Origin of the sequence: Streptomyces sp. NBC_00400 (assembly GCF_036048035.1) — a bacterium.
Classification (GTDB): Bacteria; Actinomycetota; Actinomycetes; order Streptomycetales; family Streptomycetaceae; genus Streptomyces.
This window is the reverse complement of the sequence record NZ_CP107940.1, coordinates 728572-746420: the sequence shown is the minus strand read 5'-3', so window position 1 is coordinate 746420 and position 17849 is coordinate 728572. Positions and strand designations below refer to the sequence as shown.

General features: G+C 72.2%; 16 protein-coding genes. 10 read left to right on the top strand and 6 right to left on the bottom strand.

The window, feature by feature from the left end; all coding sequences use genetic code 11:
• Positions 1-7: 7 nt before the first annotated feature.
• From OHS81_RS03325 to OHS81_RS03315, 3 genes are read right to left on the bottom strand one after another with little or no spacing between them, the layout of a single operon-like run.
• The gene (locus tag OHS81_RS03325; RefSeq protein ID WP_328382259.1) at positions 8-502 is read right to left on the bottom strand and encodes a hypothetical protein; all 495 of its coding nucleotides are present in this window, start codon (positions 500-502) and stop codon (positions 8-10) included.
• A complete protein-coding gene (locus OHS81_RS03320) occupies positions 499-2019 on the bottom strand; it encodes a HAMP domain-containing sensor histidine kinase (RefSeq protein WP_328382257.1) in 1521 nt (506 codons plus the stop codon). Before OHS81_RS03320 ends, OHS81_RS03325 begins: the two co-directional genes overlap by 4 nt.
• A gap of 5 nt (positions 2020-2024) precedes the next feature.
• Positions 2025-2711, bottom strand: coding sequence for a response regulator transcription factor (locus OHS81_RS03315; protein ID WP_328382256.1), 687 nt, complete (start codon positions 2709-2711; stop codon positions 2025-2027).
• Positions 2712-2845: 134 nt separating this feature from the next.
• Here OHS81_RS03315 and OHS81_RS03310 point away from each other — a divergent pair, with 134 nt between their 5' ends.
• Genes OHS81_RS03310 through OHS81_RS03295 form a run of 4 tightly spaced genes read left to right on the top strand, consistent with a single transcriptional unit; the run spans position 2846 to position 6535 of the window.
• Positions 2846-3469, top strand: a complete 624-nt coding sequence (locus OHS81_RS03310) for a hypothetical protein (protein ID WP_328382254.1) — start codon at positions 2846-2848, stop codon at positions 3467-3469.
• Complete coding sequence (locus OHS81_RS03305; RefSeq protein WP_328382252.1) at positions 3466-4572, top strand: peptidoglycan-binding protein; 1107 nt, start codon at positions 3466-3468, stop codon at positions 4570-4572. The genes OHS81_RS03310 and OHS81_RS03305 overlap by 4 nt, the downstream gene beginning before the upstream one ends.
• Complete coding sequence (locus OHS81_RS03300) at positions 4569-5342, top strand: ABC transporter ATP-binding protein (RefSeq protein ID WP_328382250.1); 774 nt, start codon at positions 4569-4571, stop codon at positions 5340-5342. The genes OHS81_RS03305 and OHS81_RS03300 overlap by 4 nt, the downstream gene beginning before the upstream one ends.
• Positions 5339-6535: an ABC transporter permease gene (locus OHS81_RS03295; protein WP_328382248.1), complete on the top strand. Its 1197-nt coding sequence runs from the start codon at positions 5339-5341 to the stop codon at positions 6533-6535. Before OHS81_RS03300 ends, OHS81_RS03295 begins: the two co-directional genes overlap by 4 nt.
• 112 nt (positions 6536-6647) lie before the next feature.
• Here OHS81_RS03295 and OHS81_RS03290 read toward each other — a convergent pair whose 3' ends face one another.
• Positions 6648-7367, bottom strand: coding sequence for a DinB family protein (locus OHS81_RS03290; protein WP_328390875.1), 720 nt, complete (start codon positions 7365-7367; stop codon positions 6648-6650).
• Positions 7368-7717: 350 nt separating this feature from the next.
• Here OHS81_RS03290 and OHS81_RS03285 point away from each other — a divergent pair, with 350 nt between their 5' ends.
• From OHS81_RS03285 to OHS81_RS03260, 6 genes are all read left to right on the top strand, one after another.
• A complete protein-coding gene (locus OHS81_RS03285) occupies positions 7718-9241 on the top strand; it encodes an MFS transporter (RefSeq protein WP_328382246.1) in 1524 nt (507 codons plus the stop codon).
• Positions 9238-11085 (top strand): S9 family peptidase, encoded by a 1848-nt coding sequence (locus OHS81_RS03280; protein WP_328382245.1) that lies wholly within the window; start codon positions 9238-9240, stop codon positions 11083-11085. Before OHS81_RS03285 ends, OHS81_RS03280 begins: the two co-directional genes overlap by 4 nt.
• A 268-nt stretch (positions 11086-11353) precedes the next feature.
• Positions 11354-13282, top strand: a complete 1929-nt coding sequence (locus OHS81_RS03275) for a RiPP maturation radical SAM C-methyltransferase (protein ID WP_328382243.1) — start codon at positions 11354-11356, stop codon at positions 13280-13282.
• 87 nt (positions 13283-13369) lie between these two features.
• On the top strand, positions 13370-14056 hold the full coding sequence (locus OHS81_RS03270; RefSeq protein ID WP_328382241.1) for a DUF5825 family protein: 687 nt from the start codon (positions 13370-13372) through the stop codon (positions 14054-14056).
• Positions 14057-14257: 201 nt separating this feature from the next.
• On the top strand, positions 14258-15379 hold the full coding sequence (locus OHS81_RS03265) for an NADH:flavin oxidoreductase (RefSeq protein ID WP_328382239.1): 1122 nt from the start codon (positions 14258-14260) through the stop codon (positions 15377-15379).
• A gap of 197 nt (positions 15380-15576) precedes the next feature.
• Complete coding sequence (locus OHS81_RS03260) at positions 15577-15951, top strand: DUF2267 domain-containing protein (RefSeq protein WP_328382238.1); 375 nt, start codon at positions 15577-15579, stop codon at positions 15949-15951.
• Between the two features lie 700 nt (positions 15952-16651).
• Here the strand turns inward: OHS81_RS03260 and OHS81_RS03250 are convergent.
• Together OHS81_RS03250 and OHS81_RS03245 are read right to left on the bottom strand one after the other, a co-directional pair.
• On the bottom strand, positions 16652-17509 hold the full coding sequence (locus OHS81_RS03250; protein ID WP_328382237.1) for a hypothetical protein: 858 nt from the start codon (positions 17507-17509) through the stop codon (positions 16652-16654).
• The gene (locus OHS81_RS03245; protein WP_328382235.1) at positions 17490-17813 is read right to left on the bottom strand and encodes a hypothetical protein; all 324 of its coding nucleotides are present in this window, start codon (positions 17811-17813) and stop codon (positions 17490-17492) included. The genes OHS81_RS03250 and OHS81_RS03245 overlap by 20 nt, the downstream gene beginning before the upstream one ends.
• Between the last annotated feature and the right edge of the window lie 36 nt (positions 17814-17849).

Here is a 17849-nt window from a genome sequence, read left to right as displayed (position 1 = left end):
GAGAGGATCAGCGCGAGAGGAACTGCTGGCACTGATACGGCCCGGCGCGCCCGTCCCGGCCGACGATGGTCACCTGGACCTTGTCCGGGCGGGTGCCGTGGATGAGGACCTCGGCACGGGCGAAGGTGCAGACCAGCTGCCCGGTGATCTGATCCTGGGGGCCGTCGGCGCTGTAGCCCGGGGCATCGATGGTGACATTGCCGCGGTGAGAGGTGACAGTCTGCCACCGTTCGCCGGTGAGGAGGGTGGTCAGCCCGTCGGCCCGCTCTTGCGCGTTCGGCCCGACGAGCAACAGTTTGTAGGCGACATTGAAATCATCGACCTTGATGCCGGGCCGGGCCACCCCGCGCAGTCCGGTGTCGGAGGCGAAGTAGACCCGCATGCCCGTCGAGATCCCGGAGGGCGCGGTGCCGCCATCCGTGACACCCGTGGGACGGATGCCGCAGCCCGCGGCGACGAGGACGAGCCCACAGCAGGTGAGGGCGGTGCGGGGACGCGTCATGAGGCGGATTCCGTACGGAGGGGGATGCGAAGGGTGAAGACGGCGCCGACGCCCGGCTCCGGGGGCGCGAGCTCGATGGTGCCGCCGTGCAGACGGGCGTTCTCCAGGGCGATGGCCATGCCCAGACCGCTGCCCTCCGAGCGGCTGCGGGCGCTGTCGGCCTTGTAGAAGCGGTCGAAGACATGACGGGCGACCTCGGGGGCCAGCCCCGGGCCGTGGTCGGCGACCGAGACGGTGAGCCGGTCGTCCGCCGCCCGTACGGTGACGGTCACCGGAGGTGCGCCGTGCCGGAGGGCGTTGCCGACGAGGTTGGCGACGATGACATCGAGGCGGCGGCGGTCGAGCCGGGCCCGTATGCCCGGCGGGAGATCGGCCTCGACCCGGTCGGTCCAGCCACGGGCCGCGAGCGTGGCGCGCACCGCCCCGGCCACGTCCACTGTGTGCACCGTGAGCGCCACGGCGCGGGCGTCGAAGCGGGATATCTCGATGAGGTCGTCGACGAGCCGGGTCAGCTTGGCGGTTTCGGCGCTGACCGTACGGGCCGCGTGTGCGGTGTCGGGGGTGAGCTGGTCGGCGTCCTCCTCCAGGACGCTGGAGACCATGGTCATGGCGGCGAGCGGGGTGCGCAGCTCATGGGAGACGTCGGCGACGAAGCGGCGGGCCAGGGCCTCCTGTTCGCGCAGCTCGCCGACGGTGTGCTCCAGCGCGCCGGCCGTTTCGTTGAAGGTGTGGGCGAGCTCGGCCAGTTCGTCGCGGCCCTTCTCCTCGACCCGGATGCTCAGCTCGCCGGTGGCCAGCCTGCGGGTGGCCCGCGCCAGCCTGCGTACCGGGCGCAGCACCGTACGGGCCGCGAGCAGCGCCAATACGGCGGCCAGCAGCACCACGGGCACCAGGCCGCCCTGCACGCTGCGCACCAGATCAGCGGTGTCGCGTTCCTCCGCCGCGAGGGAGACGACCGCGAATACCTCGACCCCGGACGGCTGTCCGGAGGCGCCGTGAGGGGCCGGGGAGTTCAGGCCGACCGGGGCGCCGAGCACCAGCCACGGCTTGCCCCCGTACTCCACCCGCTGGAGCGAGACACGGGTGTGGGTGCGCACGGCCGCGCGCAGCTCGGGAGTGATCCGGGTGCGGTCGGCGGATGCGTCGGAGGAGGCGGTGTAATCGCGGTACCGGGCGAGGACCAGCGAGCCGTGCAAGCCGGAGGAGACCCCGGTGGCGAACCGGGTCAGAGAGCTCAGGTCAGGAGGGACATCGAGCTCCGTCGCCAGCTGACCGACGCGGTTGTGGAAGTCATCGACGGCGGCGCTCTGGGCCCGCTTGAGGACCGCGTCGCGCGATTCCCGGTACGCCAGCGCCGTGGCGGTGACGGCGCTGATCAGAGCGACCACGACGACGGTGATGATCAGCCGGCCGCGTAGCCCGTCGAGACGCGGGAGCCGCCAACGGGCCCGCGCCCCGGCCCTCGTGGCCGCCTTCGGAGCGGACGTCGCCGTGCGCTTCGCCGCAGCCGTCCTCATCGCGCTCACAGCGGCCCGAAGCGATAGCCGAAGCCGCGCACCGTCTGGACGTAGCGAGGCTTGGCGGGGAGGTCCTCCAGCTTGGCGCGCAGCCGCCCGACCGCCGCGTCCACCAGCCGGGAGTCGCCCAGGAAGTCGTGCTCCCAGACGAGTTCGAGCAACTGCTCCCGGCTGAAGACCCGGCCGGGGGCGGCCGACAGCTCCAGCAGCAGCCGCAGCTCGGTGGGCGGAAGGGGGACGGGGGTGCCGCGCTTGGTGACGGTCAGGCCGGCCCGGTCGATGACGAGCCCGGCGAAGTCGTCGCTGTCCTTACGGGTGACGGGACCGGCTCGTCGCAGCGCCGCCCGGATACGGGCCTCCAGCACCCGGGCGGTGACCGGCTTGACCACATAGTCGTCGGCACCCGCCTCCAGGCCGCTGACCACGTCCAGATCGTCGCCGCGGGAGGTGAGCATGATGATCGGCAATTGCCCCCGGCCGCGGATGCGGCGGCAGACCTCGAAGCCGTCGATACCGGGCAGCATCAGGTCGACCACCGCGATCTCGATGCCGGCGCCGCGCGGGCGCGACAGCAGTTCCAGGCCCGCCTCGCCGGTGGCGACGCCCTCGACCTCATGGCCGTGCCGACGCAGCACCAGCTCCATTCCGTCCCGTACGGAGGGGTCGTCCTCGATCAACAGCACATGCGGCATGCTGACGATTATGGGCGAGGGTTTGTGCAGCTCAGGGGTTATCCACAGGGCGAAACCGCGGTGCCGTGACATTGTTACGTTCTCATCATGCGGCCATGCAACGACCACCAACTATGGCCCCGACATTGGGCCGCATGACACAGAAGACAGGTTCCCGTTCCCGCTCCCGTGCCGGGCGCCTCGCGCTGCTGATCGCCGTACCCGCCCTCGCGCTGACCACCGCCTGCGGTGGCGCCGGGTCGTCCGACGAAGGGGTCGCCTCCGTCAGTGACGCGCCCACCACCGGCCGGTCCAAGGACGGCGACGGCGCCTCCCAGGGCAAGAGCGCGTTCTACGACGCACAGATGAAGTACGTCCAGTGCATGCGCAAGAACGTCGAGAAGGACTTTCCGGATCCCAAGCTGAGCGGCTATCTCGACTGGACGAAGATCGACGAACTCGCCGGGAAGCCGGGCAACGAAGCGCTCTCCAAGGGCGGCAAGGACGGCGTCTGCACGGGCGAGATGAACAACGCCGCGAAGCTGGAGCCGCGCCGCGACACCCAGAAGGAATACGAGTCGATGCTCGCGCACGCCAAGTGCATGCGCGCCCACGGCGTTCCGAAATTCACCAACCCGACGCTCCAGGACGGCAATGTCCTCCCCGGCGGTGACGCCAACCCCACCTCTCCCGGGATCTCCTCGGACTCGCCCGCGTACAAGCAGGCCCGGCAGGCATGCAAGGACAAGCTCCTTGACGGACTGGACGGCATGCAGTGAGCACCGCACAAAAGCGCCGTCGGGGGTTCGTCGCGCTGGCGGCCGCGGTGGCCGCGGCCGCGGGCATCTCCGGTGTCATGGTCCTCACCAACGAGGACACCCCGTCCGCCGGCCGGCACGCGAAGGCGCCGCCCACCACGACCGAGATCACCCGGACCGACCTCGTCCAGAGCAAGACCGTCGACGGACGGCTCGACTACGCGCAGCGCCGGGCGGTGAAGTCCCCCGTGGAGGGCACGATCACCAAGGCCGCCGAGCCGGGGAAGACCGTCTCGCTCGGGCAGCGCCTGTACGAGCGGGACGCCCGGCCGGTGGTCCTCCTCTACGGCTCGACACCGATGTTCCGCGCGATGAAGGCCGGCGACCGCGGCCCGGACGTCCTCCAGCTGGAGCGCAACCTGCGTGATCTGGGCTTCGGCTCGGGGCTGTATGTGGATGTCCGCTATGACGCGGCGACCAAGGCCGCCGTCAAGGCGTGGCAGAAGTCCCTCGACGTGACCGATCCCACGGGGGAGGTCGGCAAGGGGGATGTCGTCTTCCAGCGCGGTCCCGTGCGGGTGGTGTCCGCCGACGCCCCCCTCGCCGACGGGATCGGCCCGGACAAGACGGTCCTGACGGTCGCCTCCACCAAGCCGGTCGTACGGGTCTCGCTCGACCAGGCCGACCGGGCACTGGGGGCCAAGGGCTCCAAGGCGGAGATCGCCCTGCCCAGCGGCGGGACCCGGCGCGGCAAGGTCAGCGGCGTGAGGGCACCCGAGGAATCCGGGTCCGGCGGGGGCGGTGCGGCCGGCACCTCCGGTGAGCCGTCCGCGGACGGGGGCATCGAGGTCGAGATCACCCTCGACGACGACACCAAGCTCCAGGAGAAGGACCGGCAGGGCACCCTCAGCGTGAAGTTCGTCAGTGAGAGCCGCAAGAACGTGCTGACGGTTCCGGTCGAGGCGGTCGTCGCGCTGCGCGAGGGCGGCTACGGGCTGGAGCTGGTCCAGGGCGCCAAGACCCGCATGGTGGCGGTCGAGACCGGTCTGACGGCCGACGGCCGGATCGAGGTCAGCGGTTCCGGCCTGACCGAAGGCATGAAGGTCGGAGCGGCCGAGCAATGACCCCAGCCGTGATCGAACTGCGGGCGGCCACCAAGTCCTACCCGGGCGGGGTGCACGCCCTGCGGGGTGTGGACCTCCGGGTGGAGCGCGGCGAACTGGCCGCTATCGTCGGCCCGTCGGGCTCCGGAAAGTCCACCCTGCTCAACCTGCTCGGCACCCTCGACCGGGCCACCGCGGGCGAGGTCCGGGTGGCCGGGTACGACGTGAGCCGGCTGTCCGATGCCCAGCTCTCCGCGCTGCGTGCCCGGCACATCGGCTTCGTCTTCCAGCACTTCCACCTCGCGCCCGGCCGCAGCGCCCAGGACAATGTCGCGGACGGTCTGCTGTACGGCGGAACGGGCCTGCGGGAGCGGCGCGCCCGCGCCCGTACGGCCTTGGAAGAGGTGGGGCTCGGACACCGCATCGGCCACCTCGCCCACCAGCTGTCGGGCGGCGAGAAGCAGCGCGTGGCGATCGCCCGCGCACTGGTCGGCGGCCCCGACCTGCTGCTTGCCGACGAGCCGACCGGCGCGCTGGACACCGCCTCCGGTGAGCTGGTCATGAACCTCATCCGTGAGCTCCACGCGGCCGGGACGACCGTCTGCGTCATCACCCACGACAACGACATCGCCGACTCGCTGCCCCGCCGTATCCGCTTCCGTGACGGCGAGATCGTCGACGACTCCGGCACCGCACCCGCCGCGCCTGGCTCGTCCGCCGCACCCGCCGCACCTCGCTCGTCCGCCGCACCCGGCTCACCCGGCGAGCTCACCGAGGAGGTGACCCGATGAGCGGCCCCGCACTCCGCGCGGCCCGCCTGTCCCCGGCCGATGTACTGCGGGTGGGCGCCGAGGGCCTGCGCAGCCGCCGCACCCGCGTCGTGCTGTCCGCCCTCGGCATCGCGATCGGCATCGCCACGATGGTCGCGGTCATCGGCCTGTCGACCTCCAGCCGCGCCGACATCATGGACCGGATGGACCGGCTCGGCACCAATCTGCTCACCGCCGAGGCCGGCAAGGACGCCATGGGCGGCACCGCCAAACTCCCCAAGAACGCCGTGCCGATGGTCGAGCGGATCGGCCCCGTCCAGCACGCCACCGCCATCGGCGCGGTCGACGCCCGGGTGCGGCGCAGCGACGCCGTGCCGGAGGAGATGGCGGCGGGCATCACGGTCCAGGCGGCCCGCACCGACTTGCTCGACGCACTCAATGCCCGTACCGCTCAGGGAAGCTGGCTGAACCGCGCCAGTGAACGCCTGCCCACCGTCGTGCTGGGCTCGGTGGCTGCCGGCCGCCTCGGAATGACCGAGCCCGGCGCCAAGATCCTGCTGAACGACCGCTGGTACGTCGTCACCGGCATCCTCGCGCCCATCGAGCTGGTGCCGACCCTGGACCGTACCGCCCTGGTCGGCTACCCCTCCGCCGAGCGCTACTTGGGCTTCGACGGCCACCCGACCATGCTCTTCGAGCGCTCCACGGACGCCTCGGTGGAGGCGGTCCAGGGCGTCCTGGCCCGTACGGTCAACCCGGGGGACGAGGCGTCGGTGAAGGTCTCCCGCCCTTCCGACGCCCTCGCGGCCAAGGCCGCCACCGACAAGGGGATGACCAGTCTGATGCTGGGCCTGGGCGCGGTGGCGCTGCTCGTCGGCGGGGTGGGCGTGGCCAACACCATGGTGATCTCCGTACTGGAGCGCCGCCAGGAGATCGGGCTGCGCCGCGCCCTCGGCGCGACAAGAGGCTCGATCCGGCTCCAATTCCTCACCGAATCCCTGCTGTTGTCGGCACTCGGCGGACTGGCGGGCGCCGCACTGGGCGCCGCCGCCACGGCCGTCTTCGCGCACGCCCAGGGCTGGACCGCCGTCGTACCGCCCTGGTCCCTGGCCGGCGGCCTGGGCGCCACCCTGGTGATCGGCGTCATTGCGGGCCTCTACCCGGCGGTACGGGCCTCCCGGCTGCATCCGACGGTGGCGCTCAGCGCGACCTGACCGGCGGCGGGTTCCGCTCGGCGTAGCTGCCGGTCCTCCCCGGACGACCGGCAGCTACGCCGGTCGTCCGGGCCGGCGAGGCAAGGAACACGCCGGTGCGCCGCGCCCGGGCCTACCCGCCGGTGGTGAAGCGGGCCCGCCACAGGTCGCGGAGCAACGCGATCTCGGCCATGTGGTGGATGAATTCGAGGTTGGCTCCCGCGAGCACGGCGATGAAGGGGTTGTCGGGATCGGAGCCGTACGGGTACTGCGAGAAGCCGACCGTGTCGAGCTGCGCGTCGGTGACGGCGGCGACGCTGCCGCGCCAGCGGTCGACCAGCGCCCAGAACCGCTCCAGTGCCAAGGCGGCGGAGGGGGTGAAGTCGACCAGCTGCTTCGGCTCCTGCCGTCGTTCGCCGAAAGTCCACTCCCATTGGCCCGCGAAGCAGGAGTGCAGGTGCGCCAGCCGCCACGCGATGGTGGCCACCGGCGTTTCGTCGGGCTCCGGCGTACCGGTGTGGGCGAGGACCTGCTCGACCCGCTCGGCACTCACACTCCAGTCATCGGCGATCTTGGCGACGGTCATACCGCCGGCGGCCTGCCGGGCAACCTCGGCGTACTCGCTCGCCGGGATGTCCGGGGCGCCCTTGTCGAGCACCCACTCGCCCGGCCCGTACGCCCTGGGAGTGGCCGCCTCGCCCCGGCGCCGGATCGACCAGCAACCGGCCACCGGCTCCCACAGGTACTCCTCGTCACCGAGCCCCGTCAGCCGCACCTGGGCCATCTCCCTGGCCTGGTCGAACTGGTCGAGGAGCAACCCCAAGCGGTCGGTCCGCGCGCCCTCGCTCGCCATGCCCTGCCCCTCGGTGCCCATGGGCAACTCCTCGGTCTCCATGTCTGACTTCCCCGGTCGCCGCGTCTCGCATCTCACCGTGCTCAGACGGAAGTTAACGGCTCACCGCACGGGGCGCGACCGAATTCCCCGCCCACGAAGGGGTGCGGGAGCACTCGCCTCACCGCATTCGTTCAGACCGTCCGCACCCTCCACGTGACCCGCTCACGCCGAGGCCGGAAAAGGCTCACTGCCCGACACCTTGTGGCCTGCGTCACTGGCTGGTTAAGCTCCAGCACGCTTCTGGCACATTTCCTCCGCAAGTTGACCTATTGGTGTGGCAATCTTCACGATCTGCCCACGAACGTGAGGTGGCTTCGCATGGAACGGCGAGCAGCGACCCCGCGCGCGGACGACTCACCGCACGGCTTACCGCCGGCGTTCTTCCGGAGTGCGCCGGGGACTCGTCCGGCAGCAATGCGTCCGGCGGCAATCCGTCCCGCGGCAGCCCGTCCCGCAGCAGCCCGTCCGGGGAACGGCCCGGCGCGGACGGGGGCCGGCCGCGCCGCCTGCACCGGCCGCGCCGCCCGCGGCGCCGCGAGACCGGCCGCGGGCCGTCGGTGATGACGTACCCCGCTCCGGCGCCGGCCTCCGCCGTTCCCCTGCCGCACGCCCGCCGCGACGTCCGGCTGTTCTGGTGGGCGGGCACCTGCGACGCACTCGGCAGTCAGGTGGCCGGGTTCGTGCTGCCGTTGCTGCTGTTGCGGCTCGGCCGTTCCCCCGCCGAAGTCGGCGCCCTCGCCGGGCTCTTCGCGGCCGCCACGCTGGTCCTCGGCCCGCTCGCCGCCGTGCCCGCCGACCGCGGGGCCCGTAAGCGGGTGATGGTGGTCGCCGCGTTGGTGTCCGCCGCGGCGATGACCGGGGTCACCGTGGTGGTCGCCGCGGGCCGGGTCCCGTTGGCCGTTCTCCTGGGCGCCGTACTCGTCGAGCGGTGCGCGACCGCCTGCTACGAGGCGGCGTCGCTGGGCACCGTGGCGCTGGTCTGTCCCCCGGAGGAGCACCGGCGGGTGCTGTCCCGATTACAGGCGGGGGAGCGGGGAGCCCTCGTCGTCGGGCCCGCACTGGGCGGATTGCTTTTCGCCGCCGGCGCCTGGCTGCCGTTCCTCGTGGACGCCCTGTCGTACGTCGTCGCGGCGGCCGGCATCCGCGCCATGCGCTCCGGTCTGTCCCCGCGGCCGGAGCAGCGGTCGCCGGGCGGTACTTCGCTCCGGACCTGGCGGGTCCTGCTCGCCGAGGCCGGGGCAGGGGTGGCGCTGCTGCGCCGGGAGCCCGTCCTGCGGCTGGCGCTCGTCTGGCTCTCGGCCGTCAACGCCCTGCTCGTCGCGCTGTATTACACGACGGTCTTCGCCCTCCAGGACCACGGCCGGGGCGCGGCTCCGCTGGGCCTGGTCCTCGCCCTGTCCGGGGCGGCCGGCCTGGCCGGTGCGCTGGCCGCACCGCGACTGGCCGGCCGGCACGCGACGGCGACGGTGCTGGTGGCGGTGTCCTGGCTGATGGTGCCGCCCGCCGTGGCCCTGGCGGTGGCCCGCGAGGCCTGGCAGTTCGGACTGCTCCTCGGGCTGCTCTGCTTCCTGACGCCGCCGGCGACCGTGGCGCTGCAGGCCCGGATCCTCCGGATCACACCGCCCGGACTGCAGGCCCGCACCGGCACCGTCCTGGCCACCGCGTCGGGCGCGGCAGCGGCCCTGGCCCCGGCCCTCGCCGGGCTGTCGGCCGGCCGCGCCGGGGCCGGAGCCACCTTCCTGGGCTGTGCGGTGCTGCTGGCCGTGCTCGCGCTGTACGCGACCCGCGGGGCACCGAGACTGCCCCACGGCGCGAAGGAGGAGACCGTATGACCGCGACCGCGGCAGGTACCGCCGCACCGCCGCCGGGCACCGGATTCCGGGTCTACCGGCCGGCGCTCCCCGAGGTCTGCCCGCGCGACCCGGCGCGGATGGCCCTGGCCGCGGACGCCGACGGCCGCTGCGAGATCTTCACCTGGAACGCCGCCACCGGCACCGCACGCCAGGTCACCGACAGCCCGGACGGCACGGTGCACTGCGCGCTCGACGCGGACGCCCGGGTGTGGTGGTTCACCGAGGACCGCAGCGGCCTCGGGCTCTGGTACTTCCAGGACTTCGAGGGCGGACCGCACCGCCCCGGTCTGACCGGCCTGCGCCCGGGCCTCCCGTGCGGGCTCGCCCTCAGCGACGCCGGCACCGTGGCCCTCGGCCTCGGGGACGGCCGCGGGATGACCGTCCACCTCGGCACACCGGGCGGCCCGGCCCGGCCGGTGCGCACCGTCGACGGCCCCGCGCTGCTGACCGGCATCTCGCCGTCGGGCGGGCTGCTGGCGCTGTCGGGGGCGGCCGGATCCGACCGTGCGGTCACCCTTGTGACCTGTTCCGGGGCGGTCCTCGACCAGCTCTCCGGACGGCGCGGACGGCTGTGGGCGCTCGGCTTCGCGCCGACCCCCTCCACCACCGAACTCCTGCTGGTCCAGGAGCACAACGACGGCTACCACCTGGCCAGTTGGCGGCCCGGCGCCGGACTGCGGCCGCACAGCTGGTGCCGCTTCGACACCGAGATCACCGCACGCTGGTACCCCGAAGGGCGACGGGTCCTCATCCGCCACGACCGCCACGGCCGCTCCGCCCTCACCACCGCCGACCTCGACCGGCGCACCCTGACCCCGGTGCCCTCCCCGCCGGGCACCCTGCTCGACGCCGTCCCGCACCCGGGCGACGACGTGCACTACCTCTGGACCGATACGGCCACCCCGCCGCGGATGGGCTCCACCGCCGGCACCCGGCTGCCGGCGCTCCCCGCCCTGCCGGCCCCCGCACCCGGCCGGCACCGTGACCTGTGGACCCCCGGCCCGGACGGCCCCGTGCACACCCTGCTCGGCGAACCGGAACCGACCCGCGGCGCGCGGCCCCCGCTGGTGTTCCTGGTGCACGGCGGACCCGCCGATCACGACCGCGACGCCTACGACCCGCAGGTGCACTCGCTGATCGCCTCCGGGTTCGCCGTCGCGCGGGTCAACTACCGCGGCTCCACCGGCTACGGGCCCACCTGGCGCGCCGCGTACGGCGAGGGGGTGGGGCTCACCCAGGTCGCCGACCTCGTCGCGGTCCGGGCCGACCTGCTCCGCCGCGGCCTGGCCCGTAAGGACGCGATCGGCCTGTGGGGCACCTCCTGGGGCGGTTACCTGACCCTGCTCGCGCTCGGCACCCGGCCGGACCTCTGGCAGGCGGGCGTCGCCGTCAAACCGGTCGCCGACTGCGCCGCGGCCCACCGCACCGGCACCCCCGCGCTGCGCGCCCTGGACGAGCGGCTGTTCGGCGGCACCCCCGACACCGTGCCGGGACGCTACGCGCGCAGCTCGCCCGTCCACTACGCGTCCGAGGTCCGCGCCCCGCTCCTGGTGATCGCGGCCACCCGCGACGCCAAATGCCCGCCCGGGCAGGTCCGGAGCTACCTGGCCGCCCTGCACCGGGCCGGTGTCGCACACGAGTCCCGGTGGCTGGACACCGGCCACGACGGTTACACCGGCACGCACCATGTGGCCGCCCTGCAGCACGCCATGGGCTTCCTCGGCCGGCACCTGCGCCGCACCCCGCGGCCCACCGAACCCCCCGTCCCGCAGCGGACGGGGCCTTGGGGAGCACCGGCCCGTCCGGCGCCCCCGGGAATGTGAGAACCGTTCCCGCCATACCGGCAGAACAGGAGACACAGCCATGCAGAAGGACATCATCCACAACGACCCGCTCGCGGGTGACGAGGAGAACCGCAAGCCGGGCATCGGCATCACGGTGACCGTCCCGTTCCGCAACGCCGAGGACACCGAGGAGGACTGACCCTCCCCGGCCGGCCCGGTACACCACCGGGCCGGCCGGACCGCCGCACGTCACCGGCCGGCCGCCCGGCCGCCTCCCCTCCCACCCCGCCGCCTACGAGGAGCCGACATGCGCGTCCTGCTGGTCAACATGCCCTGGTCACCGATCGACCTCCCGTCCCTCGCACTCGGAATCCTCCGACGCAGCGTCGACGAGCGCACCTCCGGTCACGCCGATGTCCTGCACGCCAACCTGGAGTTCACCGACTGGATCACCCGGCGTACCGAGTTCACCGCGGACGACTACCAGTTCTATGCGCTCTCCTCCTACTTCATGGGCTGCGGCGACTGGGTGTTCTCCTCCGCCCTCTACGACGATCCCGAGTGGCGGGTACCGGAGTTCCGCGCCTCGATGCGCGGCAAGCTGCGGGAGGAGCGGCTGCGGATGTCCCACGAACTGCACCGCGTGGTACCGGAGTTCGTCCAGGAGACCGCCGAGCGGATCGTCGCGGCCGGCCCCGACGTCGTCGGCTTCACCTCCACCTTCCAGCAGAACACCGCCGCGCTCGCCGCCGCCAAGTACGTCAAACGCCTCGCCCCGCACATCAAAACCGTCATGGGCGGCGCCAACTGCGACGCCGAACAGGGCGCGGCCGGCCACCGCAACTTCCCCTTCCTGGACTTCGTGGTCCGCGGCGAGGGTGAAGCCGTCTTCCCCCAGCTGCTCACCGCCCTCGACGAGGGCGGTGACCTGTCCGCCGTCCCCGGGCTGTGCCACCGGAGCCCCGACGGCACCAGCACCGCCAACCCGATGAGCACCAGCCCGCTGCCTCCCGCCACCATCCTGCCGCCCGACTACGGCGGCTACTTCGAGCGGCTGGCGTCCTCCGTGGCCCGCAACTGGGTGGAGCCCAAACTCGTCGTCGAGGGCGCCCGCGGCTGCTGGTGGGGGGAGAAGCACCACTGCACCTTCTGCGGCCTCAACGGCTCCTTCATGCAGTTCCGCAGCAAGAGCCCGGAGACCTTCTACGAAGAGATCATGGACCTGGCGCGCCGCCACCGTGTGCTGGACATGTACGTCGTCGACAACATCCTCGACATGGGCTACCTCAACACCGTCCTGCCCCGCATCATCGACAGCGGCTACGACCTGCGCCTGCACATCGAGATCAAGGCCAATATGCGCCGGACCCAGCTGCGCACCCTCGCCGACGCCGGGATGATCTACGTCCAGCCGGGCATCGAAAGCCTCAACAGCCGGGTGCTCGACCTGATGGACAAGGGCGTGAGCGGCTGCCAGAACGTCCGTATGCTCCGCGACGGAGCCGAGACCGGGCTCTCCGTCTCCTGGAACTACCTCCACGGCTTCCCCGGCGAGAGTGCCGCCGACTACGAGCCGGTCATCGCCCAACTGCCAGCCCTGGAACACCTCGACCCGCCGGTCGACCTCTCCGCGCGCATCGCCATCGAACGCTTCAGCCCGTACTTCAACCGGCCCGAACTCGGCTTCACCGGTCTGCGGCCCGAGGAGCACTACCGCTTCACCTACGACCTGCCCGAGTCCGAACTGTACGACCTGGCCTATGTCTTCGAGGCACCCGAACGCGGCATCGGGGAACCCACCGTCACCTCCCTCAACGACGCCCTGGGCGCCTGGCGCAAACACCACGTGGACAGCAGGCTCACCCACACCGACCTCGGTGACCGCATCGTGCTGGTCAGCCGCAGACGCGCCTTCGACTGGGGAACCATGGAGCTCACCGATCCCACGGAGATCGCGGCCTTCAAGCTGCTCGACCAGCCGCACGCGCCCGCCGCACTGACCCGCAAGCTCGCCGCACGGCTGCCCGGGCAGCGGCTCGACGCGGCCGCCGTGCACACCCTCCTCCAGCGCTGGGTGACGCTCGGGCTGGTCTTCACCGACGGCGGGCAGTACGTCCACCTGGCGCCGGCGGCCGTCAACGAGGACCTGCTGCGGCTCGACTTCATGCGCCACCGCCACGCCGCGCCCGCCCACCACGAGACGCCGCAGACACCCCGGGACGTCGTCCACGCCTAGGGGAGACGCCCCAGACACCCCCTGGGGCCTGTCTTCCAAGCCCCGCCGTCGTCCGGCCCACGTCGTCCGGCCCACGAGGAGACATCCATGACCTGCACCACCACCCCCGCCCCCCGGGCACTGACGCTCGCCGCATGGCGGGACTACGACGAGGAAGCCTGCACCCTGCCGGGTATGAGCCTGGGCGAACTCGACCTGGCCGGACCGCCGGAGAAGCACGCCGCCCGGCTGTGGGAGCTGGGGGTACGGCGGGTGCGGCTCGCCGAGGAGATCGACCTGACCGCGGTCGACGACCCCGGCGCAGCCCCCGACGCCGCCGCGCATGCGGTCCGGCAGCTGTGCCTGATCCGTGATCTGACGGCACACGCCGTGCTCGTCCAGTGGCAGCTGCGGCTGCCGGCCGAGCCCGCCGACGGCTGGCGCGAGCTCTGCCACCTCCAGCCGCCCCGGACCCTCAGCGGCCCCGCCGACGAGGCGGCCGCGCTCTCCCGGTGGCGCGACGAGCACTACCTCTGCAAGTGCGTGTGGCGCCAGGGCCCCGGCTTCGTCCAGATCCGCGACCGCCGATGGGGCCATCTGCGCCGCTTCACCACGGACGAGCCCGCGTACCGGGAGGCGATCGGCCAACTGTCCTACGGCGCACCGCTGTCGGCCGTACCCGAGGCGATCGCCGCCGACTTCCTGGAGGAGCGCCTGGTCTCCCGCACCGGGCCGCTGCTGTGGTGGCTGCCGTACCGGGTGAACCGGTGGATCCAGGAGGCGATGGCCATCTGAGGACTCCCACGCGGGCCGCCCCCCGACCGGAGCGGGCGAGCGCCGTGCTGCAAGCGCGGGCTCTGTGGCGCGAGCGGGCGAGAGCACTGTGGCGCAGACGACAGCCGAAAGCGGATGACGGCTCCGCTCCCACGTGTTGCGCACAGCGGAGCGTCCACCCGTGGCGCTCCGCGACCGCCGTCTCGTCCTAGGAGCCCACACGTGCATTCCAGCGATTCCGCCGCCCGCGCGGCCCAGGTGCTCTCCCGCCCCTTCACCCTGGGCGGCCTCACCGTGCCGAACCGGATAGCCATGGCGCCGATGACCCGCGAGTTCTCGCCGGGCGGTGTCCCGGGTGCCGATGTCGCGGACTACTACGCCCGCCGGGCCGCCGGCGGGACCGGGCTGATCATCACCGAGGGCACCTACGTCGATCACGCGGCTGCCGGGACCAGTGGGGCCGTGCCGCGCTTCCACGGCGAGGACGCCCTCGCGGGCTGGGAGCGTGTCGTTGGGGCGGTGCATGCGGCGGGCGGGACGATCATGCCGCAGCTGTGGCACGTCGGCATGGCCCGCGCGGCGGGCGCGCCGCCGTTCCCGGACGCCCCGCCCTCCGGCCCGTCCGGCATCGCCCTCGACGGCACCGCGTCCGGTCACGCCATGAACCAGCAGGACCTCGACGACGTCATCGCGGCGTTCGCCGACGCGGCCGCAGCGGCCGAACGCCTCGGCTTCGACGGGGTCGAGCTGCACGGTGCGCACGGCTACCTGATCGACCAGTTCCTGTGGTCGGCCACCAACCGGCGCACCGACGCGTACGGCGGCAGCCTCCGTGCCCGTACGCGCTTCGCCGCCGAGATCGTGGCGGCCTGCCGAGAGGCGGTCTCGCCGGACTTCCCGGTGCTCTTCAGGATGTCCCAGTGGAAGATGGGCAACTACCAGGCACGTCTCGCCGAGACACCGGACGAGCTCCAGGCGGTCGTCGGGCCGCTCAGTGACGCGGGGGTCAGCGCCTTCCACTGCTCGACGCGCCGCTACTGGCTGCCGGAGTACGAGGACTCGGACCTCAACCTCGCCGGATGGGTCAAGAAGCTCTCCGGCAAGCCGACGGTCAGCGTCGGCTCCGTCGGTCTCGACAACGAGTTCACCGAGACCTTCCGGGGCGGACAGGCAGGCGTCACCGGTATCGACCGGCTGCTGGACCGGATGGAGCGCGACGAGTTCGACCTCGTGGCCGTCGGACGGGCCCTGCTCGGTGACCCGGAGTGGGCGGCCAAGGTCTTCGAAGGCCGCACCGGCGAACTCCAGCCGTTCGAGGCGTCGCTGCTGGGGACGCTGAGCTGACGCGGCGCGGTGGGGGGCGGCGCCCACCTGGCACTCCCGGTGGTGAGGTGGTCACATCGGGTGTCCGGTAGTGGTGGGTGATCCGCCGCCCGCGAGGGGCGGGCTTGCGGTGCCTCGCACGTGGGATGCGGGCGTGGCAAGGTGGTGGGTGAGGCTGCCTCCCTCGCCCACCCCTCGATTCCGATGTGGAGGCTCGCATGGACGACAAGGAGTTCTTCCAGCTGGTGGCCGTTCGTGCGGGACTTTCGCGGCAGGAAGCGGCCGATCTCACCCGTGCCACTCTTGAGACGCTCGGCGTCCGGCTCAGCGACGGCGAAGTCCGCGATCTGGCGCTCGAACTTCCCGAGTCCCTGCGTGTCTCGCTCCAGCGAGGGAGCGGCGAGACGGAGACCTTCGGGCCGGACGAGTCGATCCGCAGGGTGCGTGAGCGCACCGGCCTGACCCGGCCGGAAGCGGGCCGCGGTCTGCGCGCAGTGCTCGGCACGCTGCACGAGGCCATCTCGCAGAAGGAGTTCGACCACGCCATGTCGCAACTCGGGAAGAAGTATGCGCAGTTGGTGGAGACCGGCTGACGGTCTGTGAAACCGTCGTGGCAGCGATGTCACCGTGGGTTCAAATCCCACACCCACCGCCAGGTCAGAGAACTGGCAGTTCAGAAGGGGCGTCCCAATTCAGGGGCACCCCTTCGCCATGGTCCTGTCTCACTCTGAATCACCCTTGTGCCGCTTTGGATCATCGTGTGTGGACCAGGCGTGGACCGGATTCCGGCGGGCCTGTGATGGCGGACACGTGCTCTCACCTGGTCAGTTGCAGCAGTCGCATCCAGGGCGGCAGCCGCACGCGTCCGAGGCGTCGGCAGTCTTCGGCACGTGCTCTTCCAGGGGGAGGGGGCCGCACAGCAGCCCTTGCCCTGCCACGCGTCACGGCCTTCCTTGACCGCAACGGCAGCGATGACGAGGGCCGCGATGGGGTCAGCCCAGGACCATCCGAGGGTGGCGTTGGCGACCAGGCGGCCGCACGCAATCAGCGAAAGCGGACGCCCCTCCCGAACAGCCATGCCGCACCCCTCCCACCTGTGGGCAACTCTGTGCGAAGAGCAGGCAACCACGCCAAGCCTGTGGATAAGGGAACGCGACTCCGCGAACAGGCCGGACCAGAACGGGTGAAAGGGAGATTCTGCGGGTGGATCGTGCAGATCATGGCAAAATAGCCCACTCCCTACCGGTCGAAGCAGCCGAAGGGGTGCGCTGGGGCTCGTTTGGGAGGTGCCAATCAGTCGGTCGGTTGGGCGAGGGCCGGGGTCGGAGGACGGACCCCCGTCAGTTCCTCCGCGCGTCGGCGCAGGAGCGGGGCCAGCTCGATGTACCAGCCACGGCCGACGGCCTGGAGCATCTCGGCGAGGGCGATCTGTTCGCCGATCCGGCCGGCGGGGGTGTCGAGGACGTGGGCGAACTCGGCACGGATGCGGTTGGCGACGGCGGGGACACGGAGGCTGTTCACGTAGAGCATCGCGGGGTCGTAGCCGACGGGGACGGCGCCCCAGCGCTCCCAGTCCAGGATGACGAGGGGGTCGTGGGTGAGGTTGGCCCACTGAAGGTCGGCGTGGCCGGTAACGCGTTCGGTGATGGCCGGGGCGGGGATCCCCAGGAACTCGGGGAAGACCCGGTCGGCCCAGGACTGGCGGATGGTCTCGCGGGGCGGTTCCGCGGTGCTGAGGGCGTCCAGACTCTCCCGCAGGGTCGTCCACCAGGAGTCCGGCAGGCCCGGATCCTCGGTGAGGTCGGGCGTTTCCGGCGAGATGACGGGCTGGGCGATGTAGTCGATCAGCTCCGCTTCGAAGACGTACTCGCCGCCGTCCCAGCAGTACAGGTCGTGGAGGTGCGGGCGGGAAACCTTGTCGGACACCCGGTCCTCGGCGAGGGCGATCCCCTCGTTCCGGGGGGCGGGGGTCTTGGCTGCCTCGCCGCAGTGGACGCGGAGCCAGTGGCCGCCTGCGGTGCGGCTGCCGATGGTGCGGCCGAGCCATCCCCAGGCCGGCGCCCCCGTCGTCGTGGTGGACAGGCGGGCTGCGGCGTGGGCCAGGGCGTCCTCCATGCGTGCCCTGGTGGCCTCATCCTTGGGCGAGTACATCGGTGACCTTCCTGAGGTGGCCCGGATCGAGCGGGGCGGCAGTGGTGGCCTTTGCGGCGGCCCAATGGGGGGCGGTGCCAGCAGACAGCAGTACCACCTCCAGGCTCGGGCAGGAGGCCGCAGCTAGGAGACAGGCGGTGCCCGGCGAGGCGCCCGGGCGGATGAACTCGGCGAGTTCAGGCGTGACGAGGCCAGGCGGTTCGCCGCCGTGCAGAGGCGAGGAGCCGAAGGTGATCAGGCCCGCCGCACGGGCCAGGACGAGGGGGCCCCTGCCGTCGAGGGCGAGGGCGATCGGCCTTGCCATGACGAGGCTGACCGGCTGTTGGACGGCCCGCAGATG